9 protein-coding genes are annotated in these 16267 nt (G+C 54.6%); 6 read left to right on the top strand and 3 right to left on the bottom strand.

Features of this window, described 5'->3' with window-relative positions; genetic code table 11:
- The first annotated feature begins 17 nt into the window (after positions 1 to 17).
- Positions 18 to 2801: a serine/threonine-protein kinase gene (locus GSQ91_RS07555; protein WP_158820731.1), complete on the top strand. Its 2784-nt coding sequence runs from the start codon at positions 18 to 20 to the stop codon at positions 2799 to 2801.
- Positions 2802 to 3500: 699 nt separating this feature from the next.
- Complete coding sequence (locus GSQ91_RS07550) at positions 3501 to 4145, top strand: ECF-type sigma factor (RefSeq protein ID WP_158820729.1); 645 nt, start codon at positions 3501 to 3503, stop codon at positions 4143 to 4145.
- 374 nt (positions 4146 to 4519) lie between these two features.
- Here GSQ91_RS07550 and GSQ91_RS07545 read toward each other — a convergent pair whose 3' ends face one another.
- Both GSQ91_RS07545 and GSQ91_RS07540 read right to left on the bottom strand, forming a co-directional pair.
- Positions 4520 to 8299 (bottom strand): carbohydrate-binding protein, encoded by a 3780-nt coding sequence (locus tag GSQ91_RS07545; protein WP_158820727.1) that lies wholly within the window; start codon positions 8297 to 8299, stop codon positions 4520 to 4522.
- Between the two features lie 76 nt (positions 8300 to 8375).
- Positions 8376 to 8570, bottom strand: coding sequence for a hypothetical protein (locus tag GSQ91_RS07540; RefSeq protein WP_158820725.1), 195 nt, complete (start codon positions 8568 to 8570; stop codon positions 8376 to 8378).
- Between the two features lie 1038 nt (positions 8571 to 9608).
- Here GSQ91_RS07540 and GSQ91_RS07535 point away from each other — a divergent pair.
- Genes GSQ91_RS07535 through GSQ91_RS07525 form a run of 3 tightly spaced genes read left to right on the top strand, consistent with a single transcriptional unit; the run spans position 9609 to position 11232 of the window.
- On the top strand, positions 9609 to 10211 hold the full coding sequence (locus GSQ91_RS07535) for an RNA polymerase sigma factor (protein WP_158820723.1): 603 nt from the start codon (positions 9609 to 9611) through the stop codon (positions 10209 to 10211).
- Complete coding sequence (locus GSQ91_RS07530) at positions 10208 to 10666, top strand: hypothetical protein (protein ID WP_158820721.1); 459 nt, start codon at positions 10208 to 10210, stop codon at positions 10664 to 10666. The genes GSQ91_RS07535 and GSQ91_RS07530 overlap by 4 nt, the downstream gene beginning before the upstream one ends.
- 5 nt (positions 10667 to 10671) lie before the next feature.
- Positions 10672 to 11232, top strand: a complete 561-nt coding sequence (locus tag GSQ91_RS07525; RefSeq protein ID WP_158820719.1) for a Spy/CpxP family protein refolding chaperone — start codon at positions 10672 to 10674, stop codon at positions 11230 to 11232.
- Positions 11233 to 11906: 674 nt separating this feature from the next.
- On the opposite strand, the gene GSQ91_RS07520 is transcribed toward GSQ91_RS07525, so the two are convergent.
- Positions 11907 to 12806 carry a LysR family transcriptional regulator gene (locus tag GSQ91_RS07520; RefSeq protein WP_158820717.1) on the bottom strand — a complete coding sequence of 300 codons (900 nt, stop codon included), beginning with the start codon at positions 12804 to 12806 and terminating at the stop codon, positions 11907 to 11909.
- Between the two features lie 271 nt (positions 12807 to 13077).
- Here GSQ91_RS07520 and GSQ91_RS07515 point away from each other — a divergent pair, with 271 nt between their 5' ends.
- A complete protein-coding gene (locus tag GSQ91_RS07515; RefSeq protein ID WP_158820715.1) occupies positions 13078 to 16257 on the top strand; it encodes an efflux RND transporter permease subunit in 3180 nt (1059 codons plus the stop codon).
- Positions 16258 to 16267 lie beyond the last annotated feature (10 nt).

Raw genomic sequence — 16267 nt, 5'->3', positions numbered from 1 at the left:
GGGAAGTTCAATTGAAGATGCGCACGCAATCCATTTTGACTCCCACACCGACCCGTTGGTCGCAGATGAAGGATATCTTTGCAGTAGTCGTTGACCAATCCACCGCCGAAAGACGGACCGCAGTAGCCGACGCGTGCAAAGGAGATATTGAACTCCAGGCAGAATTGAACAAGCTTCTTTCCCAATATGATGCGATGGGAGGTTTTCTTGATGCCGATTCAACAACTCCTATTGCCGGACTCCTGCATCCAGGCTACTTGATTGCAGAACGTTACAAGATCGTGAGCCTTCTTGGGTGCGGCGGCATGGGAGAGGTCTACGAGGCTGACGACAGTGACTTGGGCGGAAGGCTTGCCATCAAGGTAATTCACCCCAAGATTGCTCTGGATCCAGATGCTCTCGACCGCTTCCGCCGCGAAGTCCAGCTAGCCAGGCAGGTGACCCATCCCAATGTTTGCCGCGTTTTCGACATTGGACACCATTGGCAGTTGGGAGAGGAAATCCTATTTCTTACTATGGAGCTTGTGCGCGGAGAGACGCTCGCCGCCCGACTGAAGCGCATCGGTAAGATCGAACTTCAGGAAGCCCTGAGCATTGCTCGCCAGTTATGCCAGGCGCTGGAGGCAGCGCATCGTGTCCCTGTTTTGCATCGCGATCTCAAGTGCGCCAACATCATGTTGGTGGGCGAAGGTGAGCAGGTGCGCGCAGTCATCACCGATTTTGGCATCGCCTGCGGGATGTCCAAAATCGAGGGTTCATCGGCTACTGGCAGCGGCCAAAGTATGGTCGTTGGTACACCAGCCTATATGTCTCCGGAACAGCTTCAGGGAAAGTCACTGACCCTGTCCAGCGACATCTACTCCCTCGGCGTGGTGCTGTATGAAATGACCACGGGTGTGAGGCCGTTTCACAACAACTCGCAGTGGATTGAAGCTGTCAACCGGCTCACCGATAATCCGGTTGCGCCGGTTAAAATCAGCCCTGGATTGGGTGAAAACTGGAACAAGACCATTCTGAGATGCTTGGACCGTGATCCGGAGAAACGCATGGCTCCAGTCGAAGCAGTGCTTGTGTCACTGTCTGGAAATAGGAATCTGGTCTCGCTCCTCCGGGAATACCGCAGAGCCGCTGCCTTGGTCGCGGCTTTTGCTTTTATCGTCGTACCACTTGCTTTTCTTTTATGGATTCGTTTTTCTCCCACCCCTCTGCCTGCGAACAAACATCTTGCTGTCTTTCCCTTCACCTTTGTTGGAGATTACGTTCCGGGGCCAGCTTCCGCGTATGGACTCTCGGAATCTGTAACGAGCAATCTCGCTCGACTTGAGCCGGCTAATAGTTCTTTGTGGGTTGTTCCCTGGTCACAGGTACGCAATATGAAGCCTGACGATGCAGGCCATGCGGCGGCATCTCTAGGGGTAAATCTGCTGATCACCGGCCAGATGGAAAAGCTGGGCAGCGGATTGCGCCTTCGCACCGAGGTTAAGGATGCTCAGACCCTTAAGGTCTTGCGTTCGGAGGTTGTTACGATTCCCGCAGAGGAGATGGCCACCGTTGAAGACTTGGCGCTTGAGCGGATCTCGGCAATGTTGAAGGTAGTGATGCCGGAGGGCATACTTTATCATCTTCCGGTCGACCAGAAACTGGAGCCTGATGCGTACGAGTTCTACCAGCAAGGCCATGGATATCTGAGGCGTGATAGCAGTGAAAATGTGGATCGGGCCATCCCACTATTGCAGAGGGCAATCTCGCTTGATGCACGTTTTGCCGCTGCTAACGCCGATCTTGGCACTGCCTATGTTTTCAAATATCGCAATACGAAAGACAAACACTGGCTTGACTCCGCGAGGCAATTCTCCTCCCGCGCCCTCTCCTTGAATGAAAGTTTGGCGCCGGCGCACTTAGCGCAGGCAATGATCTTGCAGGAAAGTGGCGATCTGGATAGCGCAATCTCCGAATTCAATCGCGCCCTACGGCTAGACCCAACCGACGATGAGGTTATCCGGCGCCTCGCTCTGGCCTACGACGCCGCCGGAACCATCTTGAAGGCCGAGAGCCTGCTCAAGGACAGCATCCGGCGCAATCCCTCCGACTGGGTAAACTATTTGTCTCTGGGAGCTCTTTATTTTCACCATGCCCAGTATGACCAGGCTGAGCAGTGCTACCACATTGTCACGGAACTGGCGCCAGACAATGTGCCGGCCATCTTTTCCCTGGGGGGCGTATATCTGGCGCAAGGCAAATACAACGAAGCAGAACGCACGCTTGATAGAGCGGTTGCTGTAAGTCCTTCAGCCGGTGCCTACTCCAACCTGGGATCAGCGCGATTTCATCTAGGAAGCTATGCCGGCGCGGCAGTTGCGTTCCTCAAGGCGACAGATCTATCTCCCAAAGATTATGTTAACTGGACCAATCTGGCCGATGCCTATGACATGGCAGGCGAGCATGCCAAGGCCGAGCAGGCCTTCGAGCGAGCCGTTCAGGAACAGTCTCAAGCTCTCATCATTCTCCCAAACGACGGGATGCTATTGGAAAGACTGGCCCTGAGCTACGCTAAGTTGGGAAAGAAACAAGATGCCCGTCTTCGCCTAAACCAGGCGATGCGCCACCCCGCAAACACAGCGGAATTTCTCTTTAACGCCATGTGCCTTTACGAGTTGACCGACCAGAGAGAGCAGGCTTTGTTGACACTGCGTTCCGTACTTCGCGACAACTATTCGATGAGCGAGATTGAGTCCGACGGCGATCTCAAGAACCTTCGTGCTGATCCTCGCTATGCAAAAACCCTCAAGGCTTTCGAGTGAAAATGAATTGATCTATTTTCTCTTCAAGGTTGGTTCCGATCCACTGAACCTACAAATGAAACCACAAATAACAAAGGAGACTAGTTGTGTCAGATTCGACAACAATCACAATTAACAAAAATGGCTGCGTAGACAACCCCTCTGTTTCGGTTCGACGGGGTGAATGGATTCAATGGATCAATGAGTACGGAAGTCCGGTTGTTCTAACTCGGATTGGTGACCCTGAGAATGGCGATGATTATTGGCCGTGGGCTGGAACTGGTCCATATACGATTCCGGTAGATCCACATGAGCGGTGTTTGGTAATTCATTCAGGAACATTTACCTACTCGGTCTCGACGTGCACATTACGGATTCTGACAAACCCGATAATCGTCGTATCCGATGGGAAGTAAAATGACCTTCTCGCTTCACAAATCTTCCAGGCGGAATTCGGGAACGTGGCCGCAGGACTGACCTAAGCTCCTTGGTTATCATTGCAACCACAGTGATTACCAAGGAGCTACAACCGGGAGTTTCAGGCATTGGTGCAGCGCAAAAGCCGACCTCTTTCTCCACTATGTCTTTCGCGCACAGCTCGGGATCGAAGAATCAGGACCTACAGGCATATCCCAACGCAAGGATGGTCGCTGATTTTAACGTCTTTCGACTGGGTGTTTCGTTCATTCTCCTAACACGAATTGCAGAGCGGGTGTTGATATGGAAGCGTCGATTGATCCAAGAGCCGAAAGCGAATCCGCTCCTTGCATCACGGCCCTCTTAGCTGAATTGGGTAGAGGAAACCACCAGGTAGAAGGGCAATTGATGCCTATAATTTACCGCGAGTTGCACCGTATCTCGCGAAACTATATGAGGAGAGAAAGGAAAGACCATACTCTCCAAACTAGTGCGCTGGTCAATGAAGCCTATATACGGTTGCTTGGTGGCTCTGATATCGACTGGAAAAACCGCGCTCACTTCTTCGGCACGGCGGCCCAAGTCATGCGGCGTGTCTTGGTCGATTACGCACGCACGCGCAATACGCAGAAGCGCGGCGAATCCTTCGAGATGGTGTCTTTGGAAGATGCGTTTGTCTACAAAGAGGCACAGTTATGGCAGGTTGTTGCTGTACATCAGGCATTAAATAAGCTGGAGAAATGGGATAAACGACAGTGTCGGATTGTGGAATTGCGCTTTTTTGCGGGTTTGAATGTGGAAGAAACTGCCGAAGTGATGTCTCTCTCCACGGCCACCGTGAAGAGAGAATTTCAAATGGCAAAAGCTTGGCTATACGGGGAGCTGAAGAATGACGCAAGAAAGAGCCTGGCCACGCAGTTCAATGCGGATTGTGCCCGAGGGAGCTGATAACTGGCCGGCAACGGGCTGCGACTCAACTTCGCTTGCTGAATCTACCGAGGCCATCACGACAGGGAACAGAGATGTTGACCGCTCCCCAGCTTCCACAAGGCTACCGTCGCGATATGCCCACCTAGCTATTGTTTTTCGCGATCTCCGTCGTATTCTTATCACGCCTACCGATGCACCTGCGGGTGATGTATCGTTTGTTCTCGAGGCGCACGATGGGACACAGACCGAAGCTTCCATGAGTGCGGGATTGATTAACACGTCGATCATGGTTTGATCGAGCTGCGTCAGGTCGACACCAAACTGCAGCTCGATGAGTTAATGCAACAGAGCCCCTGCCTGCAACAGAGCCTCAATCTGTGATTCCAGCTTCACTATGGCGCTGTGTAGTATCGGACGTAATCCACCATCATCGGCTGAGGATTGGATAGATTGGCAGTGGAACCACCGAGGGTACCACCGACAGCGACATTCAAAAGCAGGAAGATATTCGCATTGAATGGCCAAGTGTCCCCGGACGGAAGGCTGCTGGGAGTAGTGGTGAAGAAAGGCGTTGCCGGGTCATCAATAAAGAACTGCATCTCGTTAGGAGTCCAGATAATTCCGTAGGTGTGATACGCAGTGTCCGTCGCTTGTCCGCTGGGTAAGTCATAAACGTCTCCAACTCCATCGCCTCCGGTCAGCGCGGTGTGAATGGTGGACTTAAACCCAGCGGGGCCAGGACCGCTGTCGACTTGGGTGGACCAATCCTCCATGAAGTCAGCCTCGCCGGAGGTGGGCCAGCCAACTGTGCCGATGTTACTGCCCAAAGACCAGAATGCGGGCCAGAGTCCTTGGCTGGTTGTATTGGGAACCTGAATGCTGGCTTCGATAATGCCGTACTGGAAGTTTTCCAAACCTTCAGTATTCATGCGGCCGGAAATCCACGTTCCACCCACATTGATCGGCTGGATGACGAGGTGCCCATTGCCATCGGTATAGACAGGAGCAGTGGAAGTGCTGAAGGTGGTGGGGCACTGAGAGGGATTGCCTGCGTATCCGGGAGGTCCGCAGTAAACCTCGACTTCGTTGTTACCCCAGCCACTGTTGTTTCCGAGGTCGAAATTCCAGACGGTAGTATCAGGAGAACCTGCGGCTCCGTTGAATTCCTGGCACCATTGCGGGGCGTAGGTGGTGGATCCGACAGTAATGCCCGAGACGCCGCTGCAGTTAGCCGTTCCGGTGCCGCTGCCTGACGCGAACGAAAACGAGTTAAGGTTCCAACCGGCAGCGTCCTGGTTAAAGATTAATGTCTGCTGACCCGCTGGAAGCGTTACGGTCGCTGTTACGTTGGTCCAGGTTTGCCAACCGCCCGTAGCAGGAACGGCAACCGAGCCGCTGAGGTTCGTTCCCGAGGAGTTGGAGATATGAAAAGCATCGCTGACTGCACTGGGCGTAGCGACGCGGAAGGTGACTGTGTACGTTGCAGCCGTGGCTACGTTGACGGTGTAATTGAACGACTGTCCAGCGGTTGTCCATCCGAGGTCGTAGCCACCGCCTGTATCGGTAGTTGCTTCCAGGTCGACGCCGTCTGAGCGGTAGCTGTTGGCCGTGCCGTTGATAGACGTAACGTTGTACGCAACCGACTGGCCACCGGTATCGTAATTTTCTGCCTGCACTATGCCGGGAATAGCAGCGGCTGTGCCGTTATACGGACCTTCGCCGCCGGGCGTCGTCCCGCCGCCGCTGCCGCGTGTCCAGGTGTAGGTGGTCGTCGGTCCGAATTGGGCTCCGGTCGACTGAACATAGGTGAAATAGTAGCTTAGAGTCTCCGCAGCACCCGCAGTGACCCCAGGGATGGTGTAACTAAAGGTGTCGCCGGATACCGTCATCTGGACATTGAGCTGGCTCCCGCCGTTGAGAACATAGCTTAGGATCACGTTTTCGCAGGTGGGAGTTCCCGTAAACGAGACGACGAGCGACGTTGAATCGTCGGCAACGCCATACGTGTAGGAGGTACTTCCGCCCGAGCCCGAGCCCGAGCCGCTCGACGTTCCACCGCCGCTGCCGGTCGTGGTGCCGCTCCCCTCCGCCGAGACCGCCGATGAACCGTCTCCGTTAGCCGCCTGCACCGCGTAGTAGTAGATCGTCCCAAGGGCCAGCCCTGAATCGGTAAACGATGCTGTCGTCAGGTCAGAAGCAATCATATTGCTCAGCGAGGGTGTGAACCCGGAGGTTGTGCTGCGGAACAGGTTGTAGCTCAACGTGCAGCTCGACCCTTCAGAACTGGCGACCCAGGCTACGTTGATTGTGCTGGTAGAAGTTCCCGTAGCCGAGGGCGTTCCCGGGGTGCTCGGAACTGCGGTACAACTGCCGTTTGTTCCTCCCCATGCGCTTACATCGCTGATGCTGTTTCCGGTATTCACCGTTGTGCCGGCATTATCGACTGAGCTGTTGTTCGAGGCGATCGTGTTCGTGATTTGGCCGCTTCCATTCAGGAATACAGTGAGCGCATCGGTGAAGGTTACGCCGACGGAGACCGGAGCGGCGATGCCGCTGTTGGCGACAATATTCACTCCCTGGTCAAAGTAGGAGTAAACGCCAATTCCGTATGCTTTATGGTTCGTAACTCCGGGCGAAACATTGTAGGAGGCATAGCCATCAACGCTGCCATCCATCCACGCACTCTGGCTGGGAACGTCATAGGGCATTTCGCTTTGATAAAAGATCGTTTCCCCATTTTCGCCATTCCATATCACCTGCTCTGCTTCAAAGTGTTCAACGGCCAGACCCAGTGCAGTAACATTGTCGCCGTTCACGACCAACCCGTGCATGGCGACATTTCCAGTCCAGGTAGCGTCCGTTCCGTGATCCGCACGCCACGCCCAGATGTTATCCAGAATGACGTTGTCGCTGTCGATCTCCATGCTGGTCGTCGCAGTGCCTGTTGTGGCTCCTCCGATACGGAAAGAGACATCACTGATCGAGGTCGGATTGCTTGCATGGCTAACGCGCGGTGCGCCGTTTACGCCTATCTGAAGAAGCACCGGCGAGTTGACCGGACCCGCGTCGATGAGAAATCCGGCGAGTTGCACTCCGTCCACATCGGCCACCGTAAGCGCGGCCGTTCCCGTTTGCGGAACAAGATCCGCATATCCAATGCCAAGCACCACGGTGTTCGCATTCGTGACGTTGATGGGTCCGCTGTACTGGTAGATACCGGGAGTCAGAATGAGATTTTGGCCCGATGCCAGCGCGGCATTGATCGCTGCCAGTGTGCTCGATGGCGTAGCGATGTAGAAGCTGCTGATAGGCAGAGAGGTGCCGGCGCCAAGGCCTCCATTGCTCCAGTCCGCGCCCGTCGAGTTTGTCCTCAAGGAGGGCGAGAAGACCCAGTAGTTGCCGCTGCTGTCCATATAGAGGTAGGGTTTCTCACGCACGACGGGGGTCGTAGCGAGCACGGTATCCTGCACATTTTCTGCATCATTGCTGAATGGGTTGCTTTGCGCCGGGGCGCCGACGACGCCGGAAAAGACGTAGTTCCATACGTACCCCGTGAAACTCCCAATCGAACTATTGCGGGTATACCACTGTTGCTGAGAGCAGGCATTGAGAACCCCAGTGATCACCGAATCGCTGATGAATCCGCCACTTGCCTCACCACAGTCTGTGTTCGCTAGTTCCACTCCGCCAGTGACATTGATGCGCCGGAAGGACGTTCCTTGCGAAACCCCCCATTGCAGCGTGCTCTCATCGGCCGCTGGCACGGCAATGGACATGTTCTCAAGAGACCGCCAAAAATTTGTTGTGAGATTGCCATTGGAATCCGTGGTGTTGACCGTCAAATAGCCTTGGTTGATGCTGACAGCGGTGGGAGTCTCGCCGAGTCCGGCAACCGACTCATAAAAACCTACCTCGGCTTGAACGCCAGTGTAAGTGCCTGGTTCGAAAAGCACCGCGGCACGACTCGTATCAAACTGCGTATAACCAGCCAGCGTGGAGAGAGTCGAATTGATCGACGACACTGAATCGCTCGGAGTAAACACATACACGTTGGGACCAAATATCGTGTTGTTCTGGGCGAAAGCCGACGATCCCGTGGCGAACAGCGCAACGAACATCAGGACGATAGACTGACTCATGACTACGGCGATTCTGGATGTACGATTTTTCATCTGAAAGCCTCCCACGATGTCTGATGACGGGACAAAATCCCCCTGGCCTCTGAAAGGAATAACGGCCACTGCTAATTCACAACCCACTGCTCGTTGTTTCCGTAGGTGCACGTCCAGGCCTGTACGAAGGTTCCTGCACAGCCTCGGCTGTTCCCGTCACTCCCGAATGTTGTTCGCCGGTGATCCAGTTCGCAGTGACGGTTACATCTTTTTTGTACGGCCTGAAGAAGACCTGTGCGCAAGTGCTTCCGCTGAACATCGCGGTCATCATGACCTCCATAACGATGGCTCTGCAGCAATGCCTGCTCTCAGCAGCAGTGGTATACCCGCAATGTTGGCGTCGCATATCTCAAACTGAATGTCAGGGAGAGGTTGTCGCGCTGCTTGAAAGACACCAGAGGGATGTCAAGCTGCATTGAATCATTACTCAGGTTGACATGATCAATTCCATTTGCCTCTACTGCCTGAAATGGGGCAGCGTTGGGCACATTGAGGTCAGCCTGCCCTATCGCAGAGCTTGCGCCGACCAAAACGAGTGGAATTACTAACAACAGCTTTGTCCGGAATGGTGTGTGAGTCAAGAATATGCTCCACTGAATAAGTAAGTCGCCTGCAAATTCCGAGTATGACCTACGGCAGAATCAGCAGCAAATTGCGGAATAAACAGACGAAGGAAACCAGTTTTGACAGGAGACTTGCCCGGTTTCAATGCCGACTTATTAAAGATTGTTGTGTTAGTTGAAAGCCAAATTACAATAACTCCCATGTGGGCCAGATGTCAAATGAAAATATTTTGGCTCTGGTGCAAATAGCGGGAAGCCGTCGGATGGAGTGGTCTTTTGGGATTGAGGACTGACGTGACGATGGGCCGGCAGAGAAGCATTGAAGAGTTGTTTGTGGGGCGGCATTGCAATCGAGAGGTGATCATCTTGTGCGTGCGTTGACACGCACCTGCGGCCTGTGTCGAGACTGTTACCTGTCTGGGTGAAGCAAGGTATCAACGCCTGGAGTGAATATGAACTGGATATCAGACCCATCGGAATTTCAATCTGTGCTCTTGGCGAGTAGCAAGGCCCAAGGGGAGGGGGATTACCCACCTTTGAGACGAGAGCGCAGCGGTAAGTAGAAAGGGCGTAGCGCAGCCGAGGTCTGCACAAGTGCAGCGCGGAAGATTGGGGTGCCTCATGCGCGCGCGTGGAAGCAGCGCCTCCCAGTAGGCTTGGTTAGCTTGCTTTGTGCGCAGTGCGGCGATGTTTTTTTGCCGGGTTGTAGTCTTCTGCGGCGGGAATGCGTCAGTAGCAGTGACGAGATGCTGGAGCAGACGCTGCAATCCGCCGAATTTGGAGTTTCGCGTAGCGAGGCTGAGGGGGTTTCTCCGTTCGAGGACCTGGCGGCGATCCACGCGTTGTATGAGCAGCGGGTGTTCCGGTTCCTCCTGTTCTCGGTGCGTGACCGCGATGTGGCTCTATCGTTGACGCAGGATACGTTCCTGCAGGCGTGGCGGACGCGGGCGAGCTTTCGGGGCGATTGTTCGGCGATCTCGTGGCTGATGGGGATTGCGTTGAACCTGGTGCGCAGCCATACACGGACGGAGATGTTCCGATTCTGGAAGCGGGCGGCAAGGAGCGCCGTGGACGCGGCGGAGATGCAGTGGGAGCTGGTGGATCGGGCCAGTTCCGCGGAGGAGAGACTGGCGGCACGGGAGCAGATGGCTCTGGTCTGGGACACGGTCGAGAGGTTGTCGAAGCGGCAGAGGACGGTGTTTCTGCTGCGGTTTGTGGAGGAGCTGGAGTTGCGAGAGATTGCGGCTGCGACGGGAATGCAGTTGTCGACGGTGAAGTCCCATCTTTACCGGGGGATGGACGCTGTGCGGGCTGCGCTGACGCAAGGGACAGAGAGGAGCGGGAGATGAGACAGTCGCATTTGAGCAGTGAGCAGATGGAGCGGATGCTCACTGGGGCCGCGAAGGAAGGGCTACAGCAGCATGTGACAGAGTGCGGGGAGTGCTATGCGGAGGTGGCTGCAATGCAACGGGTGCTTGGCAGCCTGAAGGAGACGTCGTCGTCGTTGGCCGCGACCGAGCGGAAGCTGGCGAAGCCTCAAGTGCAGGTCTTGCGACGGATTCCGAAGCTGGCCTGGGCGGCTGCGGCGGTGATGATGGCGATGGTGGCGATGCATCGTGGTGTGCAAGAGCCGAAGTTGCCGGCGGTTCCGGTGGCTTCTGAGGTGCTTTCCGATGAGGCGCTGCTGAGCGGGGTCCAGGACGACCTGGAGGCTTCGGTACCTGCGCCACTGGCACCGCTGGAGACAACGAGTGTGGCAATAGAAGACGATCCAACTACGAAGACCGGAAGGAAGACAGAATAATGAGGATGAAACTGATCTTGGCATCCATGACGTTGATGGTGGTGCCGGCTCTGATGGCGCAGCAGAATGGGCCTTTGGCGGGGCATGAGCATGGCAACCCAGAGTTGAGGGGGGCAGAGCACGGGATACACGGCGGTGGATTTTTGCTGCACGGCCCGTGGTGGCGCAACCCGGACCTGGCGGCAAAGGTTGGGCTTTCGGCCGAGCAGACGAAAAAGATCGACCAGATATTTACCGACAGCAAGCTGCAGTTGATCCAGATGCATGCGGCGCTCGAGGAGGAGCAGGTGAGATTGGACGCTGCTCTGAATGCAACGCCGTTCGACCGCAGCCGGGCGGAGGTTTCGATTGATAAATCGGCCGACCTGCGGGCGGAGCTAGAAAAAGCGGATGCGAAGATGCTGCTGAACATTCGTACGGTGCTGACGCCGGAGCAGTGGACAAAGCTGCATGAGCTGCGTGGGCGAGAGCATGCGGATACTGAGCACGGTCCGAGAGGGCGCGGGCAGGCGGGGCCGCCACAGGGTGGGCGCGGGTTTGGGCCTGGCGGTCCGCCAGCAGAGTAGATTCGGCTGCGAATGAAGAAGAGGCGCCAATGATGGCGCCTCTTTTTCTTCTTCACGAGACTGCTGCGCCGATCGCTTACGCCATCTCTAGGGCTTCGTCAGTGCTGTAGCTTTGATCACTCAGTGGCGCTGATTTTCAGGTGTATCTGGCGGACCGTTGAGTGTCGTTAGGATTTATCCGACTCTCTCAGGAAGCGAGCTGCGGCTACCTTGTTGCCTAAGCGCCCGATTCCACAAGGCGGTATTCATAAGATGGGGGCTTCTACCAAAAGGCACGTTCACGCAAGCGGTTTTCCATCCTGCGATCTGGCTGAGTATTAGTTGCAGTCGTAAGGAAAGTAGCCGTGACTCTGTACTTGTGGGAGACGAGCGTGGGGTCCACTCGCATCTCCCACGGGAGCAGGGCAGAGCTAAACGGCTAGGGGCCAGAAGTTTTTTACCAGGTTTTGTGCCTTGACGAATGCTGAGGTAGTGGTAACAGTGATCGCGTCTCCCTCCTAGGCATCGAGTACCAAGAGGTCAGCGTCATTCTCAGGAATGTAGTGGGGGGAGGATGACTTAGAGACCGCCATCCCGATCACACGGGCGGAATCTTCGAGGCAAGTCCGAGAATCTGGACGCACATGAGGTCCCGAACCTCCACAGACGTTACGAGCCAAGCTCTGCCCCCCCTCTTATTTGGAATGTTTCAGCAGGTATTGCATTGCGGCATCGCGCAAGCAGGCCACGGCTGGAGCCAGACGGCCGATATGTGAGGAATGCAGTAGCCAAATCTTGTGCTGCGGCAAAAAATCTTTTATTTTGACGATCTTCAGCTGTTTGCGGAAGGAGGACGCATGGAAAACGTGCGGCATCGATACTCCGAGCCCGACGTCGTTTGCAACCAGAGAGAACTGAAGCTCACTTCCTTCTGCCTCTAGCGCAGTAGAAAAAGGTAGACGGTGCTGCAGGAAGGCATTCTCGATCGTCCTGTAGATGCTGCATCCATGCGGATTAAGTAGCCATTGACTCTGAGAGAGTTCTTCCAGCGTCGGTGACGGAGAAAAGCGCTTTGTCTTTGCCGCAAGAATGAGGATTGGTTGGATACCGAGATACTCGGCCACCATGGTGGGGGGCGGGGAAGCATCCTCCGGTAAGAGGACCACCGCAGCATCAAGCGTGCGGCTCGCAAGACGATCAATGAGAGTGGTGGAGCTTTGAACAAATGCGTGGATCTGCAACTTGGGATAGTCGCTGCGCAGGCAGCCAATTGCTCCCGACAACGCCGAATCTCCTAACGTGCGCGCCATTCCAAAGCGAAAGTCCCCGGAGGGTTCTCCGTTGGCCATGATGGCGGTCTTTAGATCGCTGACCGAACTGAGCACAGGTTTTGCGAAGCCATAGGTTTCTTTTCCTGCCAAGGTAGGCTGCAAAGGGCGAGACTGCCTGTCGAGCAGCGAGACATTGAGCATATCTTCCAGGTTCTGAACCCGGCGCGTCACCGCCGATTGTGTGATGTGCAAAGCAACCGAAGCTCCCACAATCGAGCCATGGTCAACAACGGAGACGAACGCTTCAAGATCGATTAAGTTCATGAGATCCGTAAACCCTTTCTTGCCTCTTCCATTTGGATGAGGGCCTCACCCCGAACGACTCCATCGACTATGCAATCTTATGGCATCAATATGAATAATGCGCATATTGAGTATGAAGAACTTTCATGCTTCTTAGTATGCATAATATGAATCTAGATAAACGTAGCGAAATGTTTCAGGCGCTGGCCGGATACGGCTCGAAAATGACCTGACATAGAGAGGATTTCACGATCAATGTCGCTCTTGCGACGTTGGCCATCAAGGTACGCTTATGTGGATCGTCAAGCTGGCTCTCAATCGGCCATACACCTTTATCGTTCTGGCGCTGCTTATTCTCATAATGGCTCCTGCAGTGATCCTCCACACTCCGACGGATATATTTCCGAACATCAACATACCGGTCATTTCTGTTGCGTGGACATACACAGGTCTCAATCCTGAAGACCTTGAGACTCGATTGACCACGCCTTACGAGAAAGTATTGACCACGCTCGTGGACAATATTCAACACATTGAGTCGACTACTTATAACGGAACCACTGTCGTGAAGATTTTTTTGCAGCCAGGAACGAGTCTGAACACTGCAAATGCACAGGTCGTGGCTTCGTCGCAATTTGTTCTCCGATTCCTTCCTCCTGCAACTCAGCCACCCGAGATCATCAATTTCAGTGCGTCCAGCGTCCCTATCCTCCAGATAGGGCTTTCTGGCAAAGGAATGTCGGAGCAGCAGCTGAATGATCTCGGACTCAACTTCCTGCGCACGCAGCTGATTACTGTGCCAGGCGCAGTTATCCCACTTCCTTATGGCGGCAAACAGCGACAGGTGATGGTCAACATGGACCAGAACCTGATGCAGTCGAAGGGGGTTTCGCCAACCGACGTGCTCAACGCAGTCAACGCGCAGAATCTCATACTTCCGTCAGGTACGGCCAAAGTTGCCGAAAGCGAATTGGATGTCCGGATGAACGTGACTCCGCGGACAGTGGACGAGCTTAGCAACATTCCCATCAAGCAGGTGGGGAATACGACGATTTACCTGAGAGAAGTCGCAAGAGTTAGCGACGGGTTCGCTGTCCAGACAAATGTGGTTCGACAGGATGGACATCGCGGCGTACTTCTGAGTGTCCTCAAATCCGGCAACTCTTCAACCCTCGACGTGGTGTCCGGCATCCGGAAACTATTGCCGCGCGCGGCATCAACGTTGCCGCCAGAGTTGAAGATCACTCCAATTGCGGATCAATCCATATTTGTCCGAGAGGCGATTAGTGGAGTTGTTCGTGAGGCTATCATCGCTGGAGCTCTGACCGGACTGATGATCCTTCTATTCATCGGTAGCTGGCGAAGTACCGTAATTATCGCCATTTCGATTCCGCTTTCGATTCTTACCTCGATCATCGCGCTGAGCTTCCTGCATGAAACCATCAACATCATGACGCTCGGTGGTCTTGCTCTTGCCGTCGGCATCCTCGTTGACGACGCAACAGTTGAGATTGAAAACGTCAATCGCATCCTCGAAGAAGGTCACGAGGTTGATATCAAACAGGCGATACTCGACGGGGCCCAGCAGATTGCGACGCCGGCGCTGGTTGCGACGTTATGCATCTGCATCGTCTTCATGCCGCTCTTTCTTCTCGGCGGTGTAGCCCGTTACCTGTTTGTTCCGCTGGCAGAAGCTGTGGTGTTCGCCATGCTGGCGTCTTATTTCTTCTCTCGTACTCTCGTTCCAACGCTTGCCATGTACATGCTCAAGTTGAACGAGGGCCATGGCGATTCACGCAATCCCTTCGTGCGCTTTCAGAAGGCTTTCGAGCGAGGCTTTGAACGGATCCGCAATGCGTATCACCGGCTCCTGACACAGTTCGTCACACGCCGGAATGTTTTAATTCCAGTATTTCTGGGGCTCTGCCTCTGCGCCTTCCTTTTAGTCCCATGGCTCGGTCAGGATTTTTTCCCTGAGACTGATAGTGGCCAGTTTAGTCTACACATCCGTGCAAAGACTGGAACGCGCATCGAGGACACAGCACGGCTCTCGGATCTGGTCGAGGCCTCTATCCGTAAGGAGATCCCTTCCGGCGAAGTCGACAACATCCTGGACAACATCGGCCTGCCTTATAGTCCGCTGAACACAATGCATGCGACTTCGGGTGTCCTTGGTGCAAACGATGTTGACGTTCTTGTGTCGTTACGGAAGAACCATCACCCAACGGCTGACTATGTGAGAGATCTGCGCCGTGACCTTCCTCGCGAATTCCCAGGTGCGACTTTCTACTTTGTTCCTGCGGATATGGTCACTCAGATTCTTAACTTTGGATTGCCTTCTCCTTTGGACATACAGGTTGAAGGAAGCAATGTTCAAGCCAACCACGAAATCGCTGAGAAAATTATGGCCGATCTGCACCAGGTACCTGGACTTGCTGATCTTCATATTCAACAGCCTCTCGACTACCCAACGCTCGATGTCGCCGTGGATCGGACCAAGGCACTGCAGGCAGGATACACAGAGCGTGACGTTGCAACGAGTGTACTGAACACGCTGAGCGGCAGCTTCCAGGTTACCCCGTTGTTCTTCGTCAATTGGGTAAACGGAGTCAACTACAACCTCGTCGCACAAACACCCCAGTACCGAATCCAGTCCGTGAAGGACATACAAGATATCCCCATTACTGGTGGGAGCAAGAACAATCCCGAGATTCTAGCGGATGTAGCCTCGATGAAGCGCGCGCATGAAATGGCTATCGTTTCGCACTACAACATTCGTCGTGTGATCGATATCTACGGAGCTCCCCAGGACAGAGATCTCGGTTCGGTGAGCCGTGATGTTGAGCGGATCGTAGATGCCCACAGGAAGACTCTGCCGCGCGGTACCTTCATCACGGTACGAGGACAGATCGACACGATGCATAACTCCTATCTGGGCCTGATTACTGGTCTTGGATTCGCGATCGTACTTGTCTACATGCTGATTGTGGTCAACTTCCAGTCGTGGCTTGATCCGTTCATCATCATTACTGCTCTTCCTGCCGCGATGGCGGGGATTGTGCTCATGCTGTTCTTCACGCACACGAGGCTCAGCGTACCGGCGCTCATGGGAGCACTGATGTGCGTCGGCGTTGCGACTGCAAATAGCATTCTTGTGGTCTCGTTCGCCAAAGAACGGCTTGAGAGTCACGGAGACTCGTCCAGGGCAGCCATCGAAGCGGGCAACACCCGATTCCGCCCGGTCATCATGACGGCACTCGCGATGATCATCGGCATGGTTCCGATGGCCCTGGGATTGGGAGATGGTGGAGAACAGAACGCTCCTCTCGGCCGCGCAGTGATAGGTGGATTGATGTGCGCAACGATCGCGACGCTGGTATTTGTCCCAGCGGTCTTTTCGCTCTTTCACAAAAGGTCGAAACCAACAATCTCGGAACCTACCAAAGAATCCCCAGAACACGCAATTGCGTAGCGCGGAGCCA

The sequence above is a fragment of the Granulicella sp. S156 genome (genome assembly GCF_009766105.1).
Taxonomy (GTDB): Bacteria; Acidobacteriota; Terriglobia; order Terriglobales; family Acidobacteriaceae; genus Granulicella.
Note: the sequence above shows the minus strand (reverse complement) of the source record. Positions and strands in the feature narration are given on the sequence as shown.